The sequence below is a fragment of the Actinomadura sp. DC4 genome, from assembly GCF_030406325.1.
GTDB lineage: Bacteria > Actinomycetota > Actinomycetes > Streptosporangiales > Streptosporangiaceae > Actinoallomurus.
In genome coordinates, this window is record NZ_JAUEQY010000021.1 from 166234 (window position 1) to 181528 (window position 15295).

20 protein-coding genes are annotated in these 15295 nt (G+C 70.5%); 16 read left to right on the forward strand and 4 right to left on the reverse strand.

Going from position 1 to position 15295, the window contains the following annotated elements:
* Positions 1 to 65 precede the first annotated feature (65 nt).
* Positions 66 to 380 (reverse strand): nickel-type superoxide dismutase maturation protease, encoded by a 315-nt coding sequence (gene sodX / locus QWU11_RS30800; protein ID WP_290117968.1) that lies wholly within the window; start codon positions 378 to 380, stop codon positions 66 to 68.
* A gap of 89 nt (positions 381 to 469) precedes the next feature.
* Here sodX and sodN point away from each other — a divergent pair, with 89 nt between their 5' ends.
* The 3 genes from sodN to QWU11_RS30815 all read left to right on the forward strand — a co-directional run bounded on the left by sodN (position 470) and on the right by QWU11_RS30815 (position 2420).
* Positions 470 to 871 carry a superoxide dismutase, Ni gene (gene sodN, locus QWU11_RS30805; protein WP_290117969.1) on the forward strand — a complete coding sequence of 134 codons (402 nt, stop codon included), beginning with the start codon at positions 470 to 472 and terminating at the stop codon, positions 869 to 871.
* Between the two features lie 255 nt (positions 872 to 1126).
* The gene (locus tag QWU11_RS30810) at positions 1127 to 1546 is read left to right on the forward strand and encodes an anti-sigma factor (protein WP_285618314.1); all 420 of its coding nucleotides are present in this window, start codon (positions 1127 to 1129) and stop codon (positions 1544 to 1546) included.
* 115 nt (positions 1547 to 1661) lie between these two features.
* On the forward strand, positions 1662 to 2420 hold the full coding sequence (locus QWU11_RS30815; RefSeq protein ID WP_290118008.1) for an RNA polymerase sigma factor SigF: 759 nt from the start codon (positions 1662 to 1664) through the stop codon (positions 2418 to 2420).
* Positions 2421 to 2466: 46 nt separating this feature from the next.
* Here QWU11_RS30815 and QWU11_RS30820 read toward each other — a convergent pair whose 3' ends face one another.
* On the reverse strand, positions 2467 to 2865 hold the full coding sequence (locus QWU11_RS30820) for a hypothetical protein (protein WP_290117970.1): 399 nt from the start codon (positions 2863 to 2865) through the stop codon (positions 2467 to 2469).
* A gap of 86 nt (positions 2866 to 2951) precedes the next feature.
* Here QWU11_RS30820 and QWU11_RS30825 point away from each other — a divergent pair, with 86 nt between their 5' ends.
* On the forward strand, positions 2952 to 3878 hold the full coding sequence (locus QWU11_RS30825) for a diacylglycerol kinase family protein (protein WP_290117971.1): 927 nt from the start codon (positions 2952 to 2954) through the stop codon (positions 3876 to 3878).
* Between the two features lie 252 nt (positions 3879 to 4130).
* On the forward strand, positions 4131 to 4385 hold the full coding sequence (locus tag QWU11_RS30830) for a WhiB family transcriptional regulator (protein ID WP_290117972.1): 255 nt from the start codon (positions 4131 to 4133) through the stop codon (positions 4383 to 4385).
* 320 nt (positions 4386 to 4705) lie between these two features.
* Here the strand turns inward: QWU11_RS30830 and QWU11_RS30835 are convergent, their stop codons facing one another.
* Positions 4706 to 6205, reverse strand: a complete 1500-nt coding sequence (locus QWU11_RS30835) for a PAS domain-containing sensor histidine kinase (protein ID WP_290117973.1) — start codon at positions 6203 to 6205, stop codon at positions 4706 to 4708.
* A 39-nt stretch (positions 6206 to 6244) separates the two neighbouring features.
* Here QWU11_RS30835 and QWU11_RS30840 point away from each other — a divergent pair, with 39 nt between their 5' ends.
* The 11 genes from QWU11_RS30840 (at position 6245) to QWU11_RS30890 (ending at position 15039) form a co-directional block, all read left to right on the forward strand.
* Positions 6245 to 7411, forward strand: a complete 1167-nt coding sequence (locus tag QWU11_RS30840) for an 8-amino-7-oxononanoate synthase (protein ID WP_354670919.1) — start codon at positions 6245 to 6247, stop codon at positions 7409 to 7411.
* Between the two features lie 15 nt (positions 7412 to 7426).
* The gene (locus QWU11_RS30845; protein WP_290117975.1) at positions 7427 to 8179 is read left to right on the forward strand and encodes a GntR family transcriptional regulator; all 753 of its coding nucleotides are present in this window, start codon (positions 7427 to 7429) and stop codon (positions 8177 to 8179) included.
* 76 nt (positions 8180 to 8255) lie between these two features.
* Positions 8256 to 8930, forward strand: a complete 675-nt coding sequence (locus tag QWU11_RS30850) for a Uma2 family endonuclease (protein ID WP_290117976.1) — start codon at positions 8256 to 8258, stop codon at positions 8928 to 8930.
* On the forward strand, positions 8857 to 9603 hold the full coding sequence (locus QWU11_RS30855) for a Uma2 family endonuclease (protein ID WP_290117977.1): 747 nt from the start codon (positions 8857 to 8859) through the stop codon (positions 9601 to 9603). Before QWU11_RS30850 ends, QWU11_RS30855 begins: the two co-directional genes overlap by 74 nt.
* Positions 9604 to 9661: 58 nt before the next feature.
* A complete protein-coding gene (gene bioD / locus QWU11_RS30860; protein ID WP_290117978.1) occupies positions 9662 to 10417 on the forward strand; it encodes a dethiobiotin synthase in 756 nt (251 codons plus the stop codon).
* A complete protein-coding gene (gene bioB, locus QWU11_RS30865; RefSeq protein WP_290117979.1) occupies positions 10414 to 11418 on the forward strand; it encodes a biotin synthase BioB in 1005 nt (334 codons plus the stop codon). The genes bioD and bioB overlap by 4 nt, the downstream gene beginning before the upstream one ends.
* A 60-nt stretch (positions 11419 to 11478) precedes the next feature.
* A complete protein-coding gene (locus tag QWU11_RS30870; RefSeq protein WP_290117980.1) occupies positions 11479 to 12231 on the forward strand; it encodes a hypothetical protein in 753 nt (250 codons plus the stop codon).
* 107 nt (positions 12232 to 12338) lie between these two features.
* A complete protein-coding gene (locus tag QWU11_RS30875; protein WP_290117981.1) occupies positions 12339 to 12557 on the forward strand; it encodes a DUF3311 domain-containing protein in 219 nt (72 codons plus the stop codon).
* The gene (gene mctP / locus QWU11_RS30880) at positions 12557 to 14176 is read left to right on the forward strand and encodes a monocarboxylate uptake permease MctP (RefSeq protein ID WP_290117982.1); all 1620 of its coding nucleotides are present in this window, start codon (positions 12557 to 12559) and stop codon (positions 14174 to 14176) included. The genes QWU11_RS30875 and mctP overlap by 1 nt, the downstream gene beginning before the upstream one ends.
* Before the next feature lie 89 nt (positions 14177 to 14265).
* On the forward strand, positions 14266 to 14805 hold the full coding sequence (locus QWU11_RS30885) for a GNAT family N-acetyltransferase (RefSeq protein ID WP_290117983.1): 540 nt from the start codon (positions 14266 to 14268) through the stop codon (positions 14803 to 14805).
* 36 nt (positions 14806 to 14841) lie between these two features.
* A complete protein-coding gene (locus tag QWU11_RS30890; protein ID WP_290117984.1) occupies positions 14842 to 15039 on the forward strand; it encodes a hypothetical protein in 198 nt (65 codons plus the stop codon).
* A 16-nt stretch (positions 15040 to 15055) separates the two neighbouring features.
* Here the strand turns inward: QWU11_RS30890 and QWU11_RS30895 are convergent, their stop codons facing one another.
* Complete coding sequence (locus QWU11_RS30895) at positions 15056 to 15268, reverse strand: biotin/lipoyl-binding carrier protein (RefSeq protein WP_290117985.1); 213 nt, start codon at positions 15266 to 15268, stop codon at positions 15056 to 15058.
* Between the last annotated feature and the right edge of the window lie 27 nt (positions 15269 to 15295).

Sequence of the window (15295 nt, forward strand, 5' to 3'; positions counted from 1 at the left end):
CGCCGCGAGAGGCGGTCGTCCCCCCGGGGCGGCCGCCTTTCGCGTGCCGGCGGCCGGGACGGGCCCTACGGCCCGAGTCTCAGCGAGGGCCTCGGCCAGTAGCGCAGGACGACACGCCCGACGATCAGATCGTCCGGTACCGCGCCGAAGTCCCAGCTGTCCTGCCGGCCCGCGGCGCCCTGGTTGTCGCTCTCCAGCCACCATCCGGCGGCGTCGCGGTGCCCGGCGCGCTTCACGATCAGGGTGTCCGCCGACCGCGGATGCCGCGCCACGACGACGCTGCCGGGCACGACCCGGGCGCCGGGCCGTACGAGCAGCCAGTCGCCGGGCCGCAGCGCGGGCAGCATCGACTCACCCGTCACTTCGACCGCGCGCAACATGATGAACCTCTCCGCTCAGGGGTATGGGGCCAGGAGTAGTGTCTGATATTCGGAGCATGATCCACGAGAGACAAAGGAAGGACACGCAGGTGCTTGCACGATTTCTGCGCCCCAAGACCACGGTGTCCGCACACTGTGACCTCCCCTGCGGCATCTACGACCCGGCGCAGGCCCGGATCGAGGCCGAGTCCGTCAAGGCGATCGCCGAGAAGTACGCGGCCAACGAGGACCCGGTCTTCCGCGCGCGCGCGCTGATCATCAAGGAGCAGCGGTCCGAGCTGGTCAAGCACCACCTGTGGGTGCTGTGGACCGACTACTTCAAGCCCCCGCACTTCGAGAAGTACCCCCAGCTCCACCAGCTGTTCAACGAGGCGACCAAGCTCGCCGGCGCCGGTGGCACCAAGGGCGGCGTCGACGTGGCCAAGGCCGACGAGCTGCTGGCCAAGATCGACGAGATCAGCAAGATCTTCTGGGAGACCAAGAACGGCTGAGTTCTCCCGTGCCGAGGGCCGTGTCCGCGCATCGCCGGCGGACGCGGCCCTCGCCGCTTTTCGCGACTTTCCGGCGGCCGGAGAACCCGGCGATTCCGCCGGTCCATCGGCCATCCGCCCATAGCGGGGCGAGCCTCCCGGCCCTCACCGGGCAGTGGAAAGATCCCTTGGGCATAAGCAGGCGCGCCGGACGCGCGAGTAGGTGTGCGTAAGCGGTAGTTTCAAGGAAGCGGCTAGCCCCAACTAGGGAGTGACGTGACCGAGGAAACCGCAGCCATGCCGGCCAGTCTTTCTGATGTCCGCGACGTGGTGACCGTGCGGCTGCCGGCCGACAGTGCCTATCTGTCCGTGCTGCGCACGGCGACGGCCGGGCTCGCGGCGCGCCTCGACTTCAATCTCGACGAGATCGAGGACCTGCGCATCGCGATCGACGAGGCCTGTGCCATGCTGCTCGCCCAGGCGGTGCCGGGCACCGACCTGACATGTGAGTTCGAGCTGACCGACGACGCCATGAGCATCGGGGTGTCGGTTCTCACCGTCGACGGGCGGCAACCGAGCCGCGACACGTTCGCGTGGACGGTGCTGAGCTCACTCGCCGGTGACGTCGACGCGGAGGTCGGCGCCGACGACCGGGTGACCATCGTCCTGCAGAAGCGACGCGGGCAGACAACGTGATCACAGCCGACTCAGCACAGCACCGTACGGCCTGGCCAGGCCGGTCACACTCCGCCGTACGAGGCGAGGTGCTCTCGTGACAGAGAAGACCACAGTGGCGGGCAACGAGCACGGCGTGCCGGACCGGGCGCGGGCGCGCCTGCTGTTCGAGCGCCTCGCCTCGCTTCCCGAGGGCGACGCGGAGCGGCAGCGCATCCGCGACCAGCTCGTCGAGCTGCACCTCCCGCTCGTCGAATACCTCGCGCGCCGGTTCCGCAACCGCGGCGAGTGGCTCGACGACCTGATCCAGGTGGCGACGATCGGCCTGATCAAGTCGATCGACCGCTTCGACCTGGAGCGCGGGGTGGAGTTCTCCACCTATGCCACGCCGACCATCGTCGGCGAGATCAAGCGGCACTTCCGTGACAAGGGCTGGGCGGTCCGCGTACCCCGGCGCCTGCAGGAGCTGAAGCTCTCGCTGACCAAGGCGATCAGCGACCTCGCCCAGCGTGAGGGCCGCGCGCCGACCGTCAGCGAGCTGGCCCAGCACCTGCAGATGAGCGAGGAGGAGGTGCTCGAGGGTCTGGAGTCGGCCAACGCCTACTCCACGGTCTCACTCGACGCCCCCGACTCAGGCGACGAGGACGCACCCGCGGTCGCCGACTCCCTCGGCATCATCGACGACGCCCTCGAAGGCGTCGAATACCGCGAGTCGCTCAAGCCACTGCTGGAAAAGCTGCCCGCAAGGGAGAAGCGCATCCTGTTGCTGCGGTTCTTCGGCAACATGACGCAGTCGCAGATCGCCGCCGAGCTCGGCATCTCACAGATGCACGTCTCCCGGCTGCTCGCGCGTACTCTCGCCCAGCTCCGCGACGGGCTCACCGCCGACGACTGAGCTTCACCAGGTGCCCTGTGGACCGCCTGCGGTCCGCAGGGCACGTTCAGTCTTCGTCCTCCTCGGCCTCTCCCTCATCGATGGCCCGCGTCGACGGCGGGCTCAGCAGGCTCGCCGCCGCGGCGAGGGCGATCACGATGAGGACCACCCCTACGGTCTGCCGGCCGCTCTGGATCATCGAGATCGCCGCGATCACCGCGAAGATCTGCGTGAGCAGGGCGGGCGCGCGCCCCCAGCGCTTCACCTGCCACAGCCCGCGGCCGACGGCGACGATGCCGGCTCCGGCCGCGACCGCCATGAGGGCGAGCACGATGGCGCTGATCAGATCGTCGGGACTGCCGACGATCGCCTCGACGCCGACGTACAGGCCGACGGCCAGCACGGCGATCCCTTCGACGGCCTCGATGGCCGCCGCTGCGCTCAAGGTGACGGGACGAGTGGACACAGCCCCGAACACTATCCGGATCATCGGGGACCGGTCGCCGAGGGTGCGCGGTCGGGGCAAGCGCGGTGGAAGCTACCCTTTTGCACGTGCGTGCACTTCTCATCGCCAACCCCAAGGCGACGACCACGTCCCGGCGAGCCCGTGACGTGCTGATGCGCGCGTTCGCCGGCGAGGTCCGTCTCGAACTGGCCGAGACCCAGCGGCGTGGCCACGCCACCGAGCTGGCCGCGCAGGCGGTCGGCGAGGGATATGACGTGGTGATCGCGCTCGGCGGCGACGGCACGGTCAACGAGGCGGTCAACGGCCTGCTCGCCGACGGCCCCTCCCCGGACCTGCCGGCGCTCGCGGTCGTGCCCACGGGCAGCGCGAACGTGTTCGCGCGCGCTCTCGGCATGCAGAACAACCCGCTCGACGCCGCGGGGCAGGTCCTGGAGGCGCTGCGCGCGGGCCGCAGCCGTACGGTGAGTCTCGGCCAGGCCGGGTCGCGTTATTTCACGTTCTGCGCCGGGCTGGGCCTCGACGCCGAGGTCGTGCACGCGGTCGAGCAGCTCCGCCAGAAGGGCTCGCGCGCGTACTCCACGCTCTACGCGCGTACGGCGGTGCGACAGTACTTCGTGATGACGGACCGCCGCCGGCCGGCGCTCACGCTGGAGGCGCCGGGCAAGCCGCCGCTGGGCCACATCTTCCTCGGGATCGTCTCCAACACGGCGCCGTGGACGTACGCCGGGCGGTGGCCGATCGACCCGAGCCCGCGGGCGAGCTTCGCGACGGGGCTGGACCTGTTCGGGCTGCGGAGGTTCGACCTGCTGTCCACGCTCGGGGTGCTGGCGCAGATCGTCCCGCCGTTCAGCCGGATGCCGCGCGGGAGCCATGTCCTGGGGGTGCACGATCTTCCGGAGTTCACCCTGCGCTCCCGGCGCCCCATCGCGTTCCAGGTGGACGGTGACTACCTGGGGCAGCGAGAGTTCGTCACGTTCCGTTCAGTACCGAAAGCTGTGCGTGTAGTGATTTAGGACGCGTGTGATCGGAGTGTTTCCTCTGTGTGACACATCCGACAGCCATACTTTGAGAAAACTTTCTCAAAGGCCTTGCGCCTCCAGGGGTGCCCTGCGAATCTCTAAAGAGGCGCCAGACGTGGGAAAACGCCACTAGCGCGCCGCAAATACATCCCGGGGCCATGCCGCACAGCACCCGGTTGTGCCCAACATCGTGAAACCGTTCACAAGTGGAGTCATCGCTTCACGCTTGACGAAGGAGTGGACCGCATGGACTGGCGCCACCGCGCTGCCTGCCGTGACGAGGACCCCGAGCTGTTCTTCCCGATCGGCAATACCGGCCCCGCGCTCGTACAGATCGAAGAGGCCAAGCAGGTCTGCCGTCGCTGCCCGGTGACCGAGTCGTGCCTCCAGTGGGCCCTCGGTTCCGGCCAGGACGCCGGCGTCTGGGGCGCCCTGAGCGAGGACGAGCGTCGCGCCCTGAAGCGCCGCCGCGCCCGCGCTCGCGCTCGTGCGCACGCCTGAACCGCCTCTTCTCACCCGGGCACCGCGCCTCCGGATTGGACCCGCGGCCCTGCCCGCCCTGAGCGCCCGTGGACTCGTCCACGGGCGTTTCGCTTCCCCATGCCCCCCGCGTGAGGAGACGCGCCACTTTCGCGCAGGTGAACCTCGCCGGCAACACCGCTTGACACGACGCCCGCTCTGCCCCGCGGGTTCCCCGGGTCGCCGCGGAAACTCTCGCCGGGACAGACGCCGCAGGGCGCATGGTCACGCTGGTGATCTGTCGCCTCCCCCGGCCGACGGCTCCCCGACCATAACTTCCCCCACCGGCACGGTCCCACGCCTCAGCCGGGTGGGGTCCTCGGGATCTGGTCGAGCGGGATGTCCAGCCTGACCTCCGTACCCCCGCCCTCCCTGCGGCGGAGCTCGAGGACCCCGCCCAGCTCACCGACGATCAGCGTGCGGACGATCTGCAGGCCCAGGCTCGCCGCCGACTCCACGTCGAACCCCTCCGGCAGGCCCTTCCCGTTGTCGGCCACCACCACGCCGAGGCGCTCGGCGGTGCACGACACCACGACCTCCAGCAGCCCGGAGTTGTCGGTCAGCCCGTGTTCGAGGGCGTTCTGCAGCAGCTCGGTCAAGACCATGGCGAGCGGCGTCGCGATCGCCGCCGGGAGGATCCCGAAACCGCCGATCCGCTTCGGCCGTACGCGCGTCTCCGGGGCCGACACCTCCCCCGCCATCGCCATCACGCGGTCCGCGATGTCGTCGAAGTCGATCAGCTCCTCGGGCGTGTGCGAGAGCGTCTCGTGCACGATCGCGATCGAGCCCACGCGGCGTACGGCCTCCTCCAGCGCGGCGCGGCCCTCCGGCACCTGCAGCCGGCGGGCCTGCAGGCGCAGCAGCGCGGCGACCGTCTGCAGGTTGTTCTTCACCCGGTGGTGGATCTCGCGGATCGTCGCGTCCTTGGTCATCAGCTCCCGGTCGCGCCACCGCAGCTCCGTGACGTCGCGCAGCAGCACGAGCGCGCCCGTACGGTGGTTGTCGACGATCAGCGGGATGGCGCGGAGCTGTACGACCGCGCCGTTGGCCTCGATCTCGGTCTCGCGGGCCGCGCGGCCTCCGGCGACCATGGCCAGGGAGTCGTCGACCGGCGCGGTGTTCAGGCGGGCGGTCGTGTCGCTCAGCTGCGTGCCGGCCAGGTCGGTCGCCAGGCCGAGACGGCGGTAGGCGGACTGGGCGTTCGGGCTGGCGTACAACACCCGGCCCTCCCGGTCGACGCGCAGCAGGCCGTCGCCGACGCGCGGGGACCGGGCGAGGTTGGGCTCCTGCTCGGGGAACGGGAACCGCCCGTCATTGATCATCTTCGCCAGGTCGCTGGCGCTCTGGAGGTAGGTCAGCTCCAGCCGGCTCGGGGTGCGCGCCGAGCTGAGGTTGGTGCTGCGCTGGATGACCCCGAGGATGTGCTTGCCGCGGCGTACGGGAATGGACTCCTCGCGTACAGGGATGCCGCTGCCCCACTCCGGGTCGCCCTCGCGGACGATGCGGCCCTCGCGGTAGGCGATGTCGACCAGGTTGCGGCGGCCGCGGCCGGCGACGACGCCCACGAGATCCTTCGGGTACGCCGTCGGGCCCGTGGTCGGGCGTATCTGAGCCACCGCCACCCACCCGTCCACCTCGCCGGGCGCGACCTGGTGACTGGAGCTCTTGGGGACCCAGAGCACGAGGTCGGCGAAGGACAGATCGGCGAGAAGCTGCCAGTCCGACACCAGCGAGTGGATCCACTCGAGATCCTCGGTGGCGAGGTCGGTGTGCTTCTTGATCAAGTCGCTCAACGTGGGCACGACTGCATCATCGCAGGTGGTACTGGCATGATTCGGCGCGTGGATCCTCTCGACCGGCTGACGGCCGCGACCCGTGAGCGTACGGCCGCCGGGCTGCGCCGCACCCTGCGACCTCGTACCCCTGACGACGAGCCGCTCGACCTGGCCTCCAACGACTACCTCGGGCTCTCGCGCGACCCGCGGCTGGCCGAGGGCGCGATCGAGGCCGTACGCACGTGGGGCACCGGGTCGACCGGCTCGCGGCTCGTCACCGGCACCACCGAGCTGCACGCCGCGCTGGAGGACCGGCTCGCGGCCTTCACCGGGGCGCCGTCCGCGCTGGTGTTCTCCTCCGGCTACCTCGCCAACCTCGGCGCGCTGACCGCGCTGCGGCCGGGCCTGGTCGTCTCCGACCGCGGCAACCACGCCTCGCTCATCGACGGCTGCCGCCTCGCCCGCTGCCCGGTCGTCGTCACGCCGCACCGCGACATCGCCGCGGTGGACGCCGCGCTCGACGGCGCGCGCGACGCGGTCGTGGTCACCGACGCGGTCTTCTCCGTCGACGGCGACCTCGCCCCGCTCCGCGAACTCCACGAGGTCGTACGCCGCCGGGGCGCGCTGCTCGTGATCGACGAGGCGCACGCGCTCGGCGTCGTGGGCCCCGGCGGGCGGGGCGCGGCGTACGCGGCGGGTCTCGCCGGCGAGCGCGACGTGATCCTGACCGTCACCCTGTCGAAGTCGCTCGGCTCCCAGGGCGGCGCCGTGCTGGGCGCGCCGGAGGTCGTCGAGACCCTCGTCGACACCGCGCGCTCCTTCGTCTTCGACACCGGCCTCGCGCCGGCGCCGGCCGGCGCGGCGCTCGCCGCCCTCGGCGTCCTCGCCGCGGAGCCCGGCCTGGCCGAGCGCGCCCGCGACCGCGCACGCCGCCTCGCCGCGGCCGCCGATGCCCTCGGCCTGGAGACGACGTCGCCGGCGGCCGCGGTGGTGCCGGTCGTCATCGGCGGCCCGTCCGAGGCCGTACGCGCCGCGGAGATCTGCGCCGGACACGGGGTACGCGTGGGCTGCTTCCGGCCGCCGTCGGTCCCGCACGGCCGCGCGTGCCTGCGTCTCACGGCCCGCGCGACCCTCGGGGAGGCAGAACTCACAGCGGTCACCAGAGCCTTGGCTGGTGTCAGAGAGCAGATCGGCCCGTACGCTGCTCGTAACGCCGAAGCGACGCGGCGGTGAACGTGAGGAGAGCGTGTGACGGCTGAGCGAGCACCGGAGCTGGGGGTGGAACCTCGCGTTCCAAAGTACTACCGGTTGAAGAAGCACCTCGTCGAGCTGACGGAGGCGCTGGCTCCGGGGAGCCCACTGCCCCCTGAGCGCAGCCTGGCGGAAAAGTACGGGACGTCGAGGACCACGGTCCGGCAGGCCCTGGCGGAGTTGGTGATCGAGGGACGCCTGCAACGCATCCAGGGCAAGGGCACGTTCGTCGCCAAGCCGAAGGTCGCCCAGGAGCTGCAGCTCGTCAGCTACACCGAGGACATGCGGCACCACGGGCTGAGCCCCGAGACGCGCATACTCGACATCGGCTACGTCACCGCCGACGAACAACTCGCGACCCTGCTCGCCATCCGCCCCGGCGGCCGCGCGCTGCGCATACACCGCCTCCGGCTGGCCGACGGCGAGCCGATGTCGATCGACACGTCGCTGCTGCCGGCCCGCCGCTTCCCGGGCCTGCGCAAGGAACTGCCCCGCCACAAGTCGCTGTACGAGACGCTCGCCACGGCGTACGACGTGCACCTGGCCGAGGCGGAGGAGACCATCGAGACCGTGCTGGCCACACCGGAGGACGCCCAGCTCCTGGGCGTCGACGTCGGCCTGCCGCTCCTCCTGCTGTCCCGGCACGCCTTCGACCTCGCCGGCGAACCGGTCGAGTGGGCCCAGTCGCTCTACCGCGGCGACCGCTACAAGTTCATCACCCGCCTGCGCCGCCAGCAGGAGACCCCGTAACGACGTCTCCCCGCCCGGATCGCCCGATCTGAGTACGCTGAGCGAAAACGTTTCCTAGGACGAACGGGAGCTGATCGTGCGGGCGGAGTCACCGAACCTGAGCGCCGTGGCCCACTACCACACGCTTCCGGACACTCCGTACAACCTGTGGTTGAGCGACGAGCTCGCCGACCATCTCCACCTCCCCGACGACGGCACCAGGGTCGAGGTCGTCGGTGGGGAGATGGTCGTGTCGCCGGGGCCGACCTACGATCACAACTTGATCGTGCAGGACGTCCAGCGTGCCCTCTTCGCCGTGGAGATAGCCGAGCCGGACTTCCCGTGGCGGTGCGTGCACACCATGGACCTGAATCTGAGCGACATCCGCGACGGCTACATCCCCGACCTCATCGTCCTGGACGCGGAACTCGCGGCCAAGGCGAGGGACGCGCACGCCCGGCATCTGCTTCCGGAGCAGGTGGAGATGGTCGTGGAGGTCACCTCGCTCTCGAACGCGGCCGACGACCGGCAGCCCGTGCTGAGACGTTCCACCGGCACCAAGTGGAACGGGTACGCCCAGGTGAAGGTGCCGTACTACCTCCTGATCGACCGCGCGCCCCGCAGCGTCCAGGCCGTGCTCTACTCCGACCCGGACCCCGAATCCGGCGCCTACCTGCACTTCGAGTCGTGGACGTTCGGTGAGCCCATCCGGCTCCCGGAGCCTTTCGGCTTCGAGATCGTCACCGACGAGTGGCGGCCCTGGGACGCCTGAACGCCGGCAGGGGTTCGTCATCCGCCGGCGCCGCGACCAGGAGCCCCGTAGCTCACATCCCCGACCGGTTCGAGTCCGCGGCGAACTCGCCGACCATCTCCACCTCCCGAAAGACGGCACCAGAGTCGAGGTCGCCGGAGGAGAGATCGTCGTGTCGCCGGGACCAACGTTGGAACACAACCTCATTGTCGGCGCCATCCAGAATCGCCTCACGGAGGCGCGCGTGGTGAACCCTGAGTTCCCTCGGCGCCGTGTTCAGACGACGGACCTCAATCTCGTCCGGATCAGCGACGGATACGTTCCCGATCTCCTGGTCATCACGAATGACGTCGCCGCGGAGGTCCGGCAGAGTCGCGCCCGGCATCTGCTGCCGGACCAGGTCGGCCTAGTGGCCGAGGTGACATCGAGGTCCAACGCCTCGAACGACAGAGAGCCCGGCCATCTGCGGCCCGTTTCCACTAAGTGGAGCGGCTACGCCTCCACCGGCATCGCCCACTACCTGCTCATCGAACGTGATCCTCGCGCTCCCCAGTCGGTCCTGTACACCGAGCCCGACCCGGAGACGGGCAGGTACCAGACCATGACCGCGTGGAAGTTCGGAGAGACGATCCAGCTGCCGGAGCCGTTCGGGGCCGAGATCCCGACCGACGAATGGGAGCCCTGGGAGATCTGACCCCGCCCGCACGCGTCCGCGATGAGGCGGGGTATGAACAGTCGCTAGAGTCACGCGGGTGAGTGTGATCGTCGTGACCGGGACCGACACCGGGGTGGGGAAGACCGTCGTCACGGCGGCGGTGGCGGCGCTGGCCCGTACGCGCGGGGCCTCCGTCGCCGTGGTCAAGCCCGCGCAGACGGGGGCGCGGCCCGGGATACCCGGTGACCTGGACGAGGTGCGCCGGCTCGCCGGCGTCACGGACCTGCACGAGTTCGCCCGCTACTCCCCCGCCCTCGCCCCCGCCGCGGCCGCCCGTCTGGCCGGGCTGCCCGCGCCCGACCTGCGCACGTGCGCCGCGCAGGTCAGGGCGCTCGACCGGGACCTCGTCATCGTCGAGGGCGCCGGCGGGCTGCTCGTACGGTTCGACGACGACGGCGCGACCCTCGCCGACCTGGCCCACGACCTCGGCGCCTCCGTGCTCGTCGCCGTGCGCTCCGGGCTCGGCACGCTGAACCACACCGCGCTGACGCTGGAGGCGATGGCCGGCCGCGGCCTCGACCTGGCCGGGATCGTCATCGGCTCGTGGCCGCGCCGGCCCGGCCTGGACGACCTGTGCGACGTCCGCGACCTGGAGACCATCGCGGCCCGGCCGCTGTCAGGGGCGATCAGGGAGCGGTCCGGAACGCTCGACGGGCCGGAGTTCCTGCTCGCCGCCCGCGACGGGCTCGCGCCGCACCTTGGGGGAGCCTTCGACCCGGCCTCGTTCCGGGAGGATTGTCACACCCGTGCGCAGACGTACGGGGAACTCATCCCACGAGAGGAAGAACCGTGAGAGACACCACCGACATTCTCTCCGTCGCGCGTGCCCAGGTGCTCGAGCGGGGTGAAGGCCTGAAGGAAGGCCAGGTCTACGAGTGCCTGACGCTTCCCGACGACCGGGTGGAGGAACTGCTCGCGCTCGCCCACGAGGTGCGCATGAAGTGGTGCGGGCCCGAGGTCGAGGTGGAGGGCATCATCTCGGTCAAGACCGGCGGCTGCCCGGAGGACTGTCACTTCTGCTCCCAGTCGGGCCAGTTCGAGTCGCCCGTACGCGCCGCGTGGCTGGACATCCCCTCTCTCGTACGCGCAGCGAAGGAGACGGCCGCCACGGGCGCGACGGAGTTCTGCATCGTCGCCGCCGTGCGCGGGCCGGACGAGCGGCTGATGAGCCAGGTGCGCGACGGCGTCGAGGCGATCAACAAGGAGGTGGACATCAACATCGCGTGCTCGCTCGGCATGCTGACGCAGAAGCAGGTCGACGAGCTCGCGGCGATGGGCGTCCACCGCTACAACCACAACCTCGAGGCGCCGAAGTCCCACTTCCACAACGTCGTGACGACCCACACGTGGGATGAGCGCTGGGAGACGTGCGAGATGGTGCGCGCGGCCGGCATGGAGCTGTGCTGCGGCGGCATCGTCGGCATGGGCGAGACGGTCGAGCAGCGGGCGGAGTTCGCCGCGCAGCTCGGTGAACTGGAGCCCGACGAGGTGCCGCTCAACTTCCTCAATCCCCGGCCCGGCACGCCGTTCGCCGAGTACCCCCTGGTGGAGGGCGCGGAGGCGCTCAAGACCATCGCGGCGTTCCGGCTGGCGCTGCCCCGGACGATCCTGAGGTACGCGGGCGGTCGCGAGCTGACGCTCGGCGACCTCGGCACCAAGTCGGGCATGCTCGGCGGGATCAACGCGATCATCGTCGGTAACTACCTCACCACGCTGGGCCGCTCCACCGGTAGTGACCTGGAGATGCTCGGTGAGTTGAAAATGCCCATCAAGGCACTGTCACGAACTCTCTAGAACCGGCCGGCGCCCACTACCGTCGGAGTTCGGAGGACTACCGGACAGAGGATGGTCATGATGAGAACGGCGGTAGGGGCGGCTCTCGGCGGCGTCGCGCTGCTCGTCTCCGGGTGTGCCGGAGACTCTCAGGCCCAGATCGACGACTCGACGTCCCCGAGCCTCGGCTCGGCGAACGCGCTCGTGCTGCGCACGATGACCTCTGGGGGCATCGCCGGCCTGGGCGCTCCCGGCAGCATGCCGGACTTCTCGCTGTACGGCGACGGGCGCGCGATCGCCGGCCGGACGCACCCGATGGAGTACCACCTCACGCCGCCGGCGCTCCGGCGGCTCGTCGCCGACGCGTCCAAGGCCGGGCTCGCCACTCCGCGTACGGTCGACAACCCGAACATCGCCGACGCGATGTACAAGGTCATCACGTTCGTGACCGGCGGCCGGGCCCGTACGACGCGGGTCATCCAGGGCGGCGGCCCCGCCGACGACGCGGCCGTGCGGTTCCTGCCGCGCCTCGACCCCGCGGGCTGGCCTCGCGGCGACCAGAGCGCCGCCCCCAAGCCGTACCACCCCAAGCGGCTGGCCGTGCTCGCCGTCGCCTCGGCGGGTGAGAGTTCCGGGGCCCCGTGGCCGTTCAAGCCGCTGACCGCCGGCACCCCCCTCGGCGGCCGCACCTGCACGGTGCTCACGGGCGGCGACGTCGCCAAGGCCGAGGCCCTGGCGGACCGGCCCGAGTGGCGCTACCACGGGCGGACCTACCGCGTCACCCTGCGCCCGCTGCTGCCCGACGAGCAGAACTGCGCGGCGCTGGCCCACTGAGGACCGTTACCGACTCGTGATCTGGAGCGCCTGAAACGTAACCGCCTGCCTTCAAAGTGGCCCCCAGCGAAACAATGTTTCGAAAGGGCCTCCGTATGCCTGATCACATGCCTGATCCGCGTTCGACCAGCCCCGCCGTACGAGTCGTGGTCGCGGTCCTCCTGATCGCGCCGTTCGCCGTCTACCTCGCCGTCCCCAGCTACGCACGGGTGAAGCCCCGGCTCGCCGGCTTTCCCTTCTTCTACTGGTGGCAGCTCGTCTGGGTGATCCTCACCGCCCTCTTCATCGGCATCGCCTACCTCCTCACGCGCCGGGGAGGCAGGTGATGAGCGACGTCAACGCGGTCGAGCTCACCATCTTCATCGTCTTCTTCGCACTGGTCACGGTGATGGGCTTCGCCGCGGCGCGCTGGCGGCGCGGGCAGACGCTCATGCACCTCGACGAGTGGGGGCTGGGCGGCCGCAGCTTCGGCACGTTCACGACCTGGTTCCTGCTCGGCGGCGACCTCTACACCGCGTACACCTTCATCGCGGTGCCCGCGGCGGTCTTCGCCGGCGGCGCGACCGGGTTCTGGGCCCTGCCGTACGCGGCGATCGCCTATCCGATCGTGTTCCTGATCGGCCCGCGCCTGTGGTCGGTGTCGCACGTGCACGGCTACGTCACGACGGCCGACTTCGTACGGGGCCGGTTCGGCTCCAAGTCACTCGGCCTGGCCGTCGCCGTCACCGGGATCCTGGCGATGATGCCCTACATCGCGCTGCAGCTCGTCGGCATCCAGGCGGTGCTCACGGTCATCGGCGTGAAGGGCTCCGGGCTCGCCAAGGACCTGCCGCTGCTCATCGCGTTCGCGCTGCTGGCCGCCTACACCTACACCTCGGGCCTGCGGGCCCCGGCACTGATCGCGTTCGTCAAGGACGCGCTGATCTACCTCGTGATCATCGTCGCGGTGATCTACATCCCGACGAAGCTGGGCGGCTGGGGGCACATCTTCGACAGCGCCCAGGCGAGCCTGGCCAAGCCCAACCCCGCGACGGGCAAGCCGAGCGGCTCGCTGATCACGAACGACATGACGCACTGGGCGTACGGCTCGCTCGCGCTCGGGTCGGCGCTGGCGCTGTTCATCTACCCGCACACGGTCACCGGCGCGCTGGCCTCCGGGCGGCGCGACGTGATCAAGCGCAACGCCGCGCTGCTCCCCGCGTACTCCCTGCTCCTGGGGCTGCTCGCCCTGCTCGGGTACATGGCGCTGGCCAGCCCGGACGTCGCCGGCGCGGTCAAGGCGGCGAAGAACCCCCAGCTCGCGGTGCCGATGCTGTTCGACCACGTGTTCCCGAGCTGGTTCGCCGGCGTGGCCTTCGCGGCCATCGGCGTGGGCGCGCTCGTCCCGGCGGCGATCATGTCGATCGCCGCGTCGAACCTGTTCACGCGCAACGTCTACAAGGAGTTCTTCCGCCCGGACGCCTCACCCGCGGAGCAGACGCGCGTCGCCCGGCTCGTCTCGCTACTGGTCAAGGTCGGCGCGCTGGTCTTCGTCCTGGCCTTCGACAAGACGCTGTCGATCAACCTGCAGCTCCTCGGCGGCATCTGGATCGTGCAGACCTTCCCCTCGCTTGGCCTCGGGCTGTACACGCGCTGGTTCCACCGCTGGGCGCTGCTCGCCGGGTGGGCGGTGGCCATGGTGTACGGCACGCTGACCGCCTACGACCAGCACTCGCCGGCGCAGCGGCACTTCGCCCAGTCCACCGCCGACGTGCCCTTCCTGCACCACACCGCCTACATCGCGCTGACGGCCTTCGTCCTCAACATGGTGGTCGTGCTCGTGCTGACCGCGATCCTGCGGGTGTTCCACGCGCCGGACGGCACGGACGAGACCCGCGCGGCCGACTACCTGGCCGACGCCGACGACCCCGGCGTACGGGACCTGCCGGAACTCGTCGCCGAGTAACGGCAGACTCTCAGGGCCGGTACGGATCGGTCACCCGGCTCGACGGACCGGGTGACCGATCCCGCTTTGTGGTGTTCTAGGCTCGGACCGTGAGCGAGGAGACGCGGTCCGAACCGGTAGAGCCTCCGTACCGGTGGCCGCCCGGGCTGGACATCCGGATCGCACGCCCGGACGAGCTCAGCCGGATCGGCGACCTCACCGCCGCCATCTACGTCGCGGGCGGATACATCAGCCCGCACAGCGGATACATGGCCCGGCTGCGCGACGCCGCCTCCCGCGCCCGTGAGGCCGAACTCCTCGTCGCCCTCCAGGACGGCGAGGCCATCGGCACCGTGACCTACTGCCCGCACGACAGCTCCTGGGCCCAGCTCACCGTAGCGGGCGAGGCGGAGTTCCGGATGCTGGCCGTCGTACCCGCAGCGCGCGGGCTGGGCCTGGGCGAGGCGCTGGTGCGCTACTGCATCGCCCGCGCCCGCGAGGACGGCTGCGTCACTCTGCGCCTGTCCACCGAGCCCGTGATGCACGCCGCGCACCGGATCTACCGGCGGCTCGGCTTCGTCCGTACGCCAGAGCGCGACTGGCAGCCTCAGCCGGGCGTCGAACTCCTGACGTACGCGCTGCCTCTGTAAGCGGGTCACCGGGGCTCTGGAGTACGCTGCTGCCCCGTGACGGCGACCTACTGCGACCACTGCGGAGACCCGCTGGCCGACGGCGACCACGACCGCTGCCGTACGGCACGCCGGATGGAGCCGCCGCGCTACTGTCCCGATTGCCGGCGCCGGATGGTCGTCCAGGTGACGCCCGGCGGCTGGACCGCCGACTGCACCAGGCACGGCACGCGTACGGCGGCCTCCCCTCGCTGAGGCTTCCCCCGACCGCCTACTCGATGACGGCGATCAGGTCGCCCTCCTGGATGACGTCGCCCTCGGCGACCTTGAGGCCGACGACCGTGCCGGAGTCCTCGGTCAGGACCGGGATCTCCATCTTCATGGACTCGAGGATGACGAGCGTGTCGCCGTCCTCGACCTTGTCGCCCTCGGCGACGACGACCTTCCAGACGTTCGCCACCATCTCCGCGCGTACCTCAGCCAACGCGGCTCCTTCCGTCAGACGCCGGCG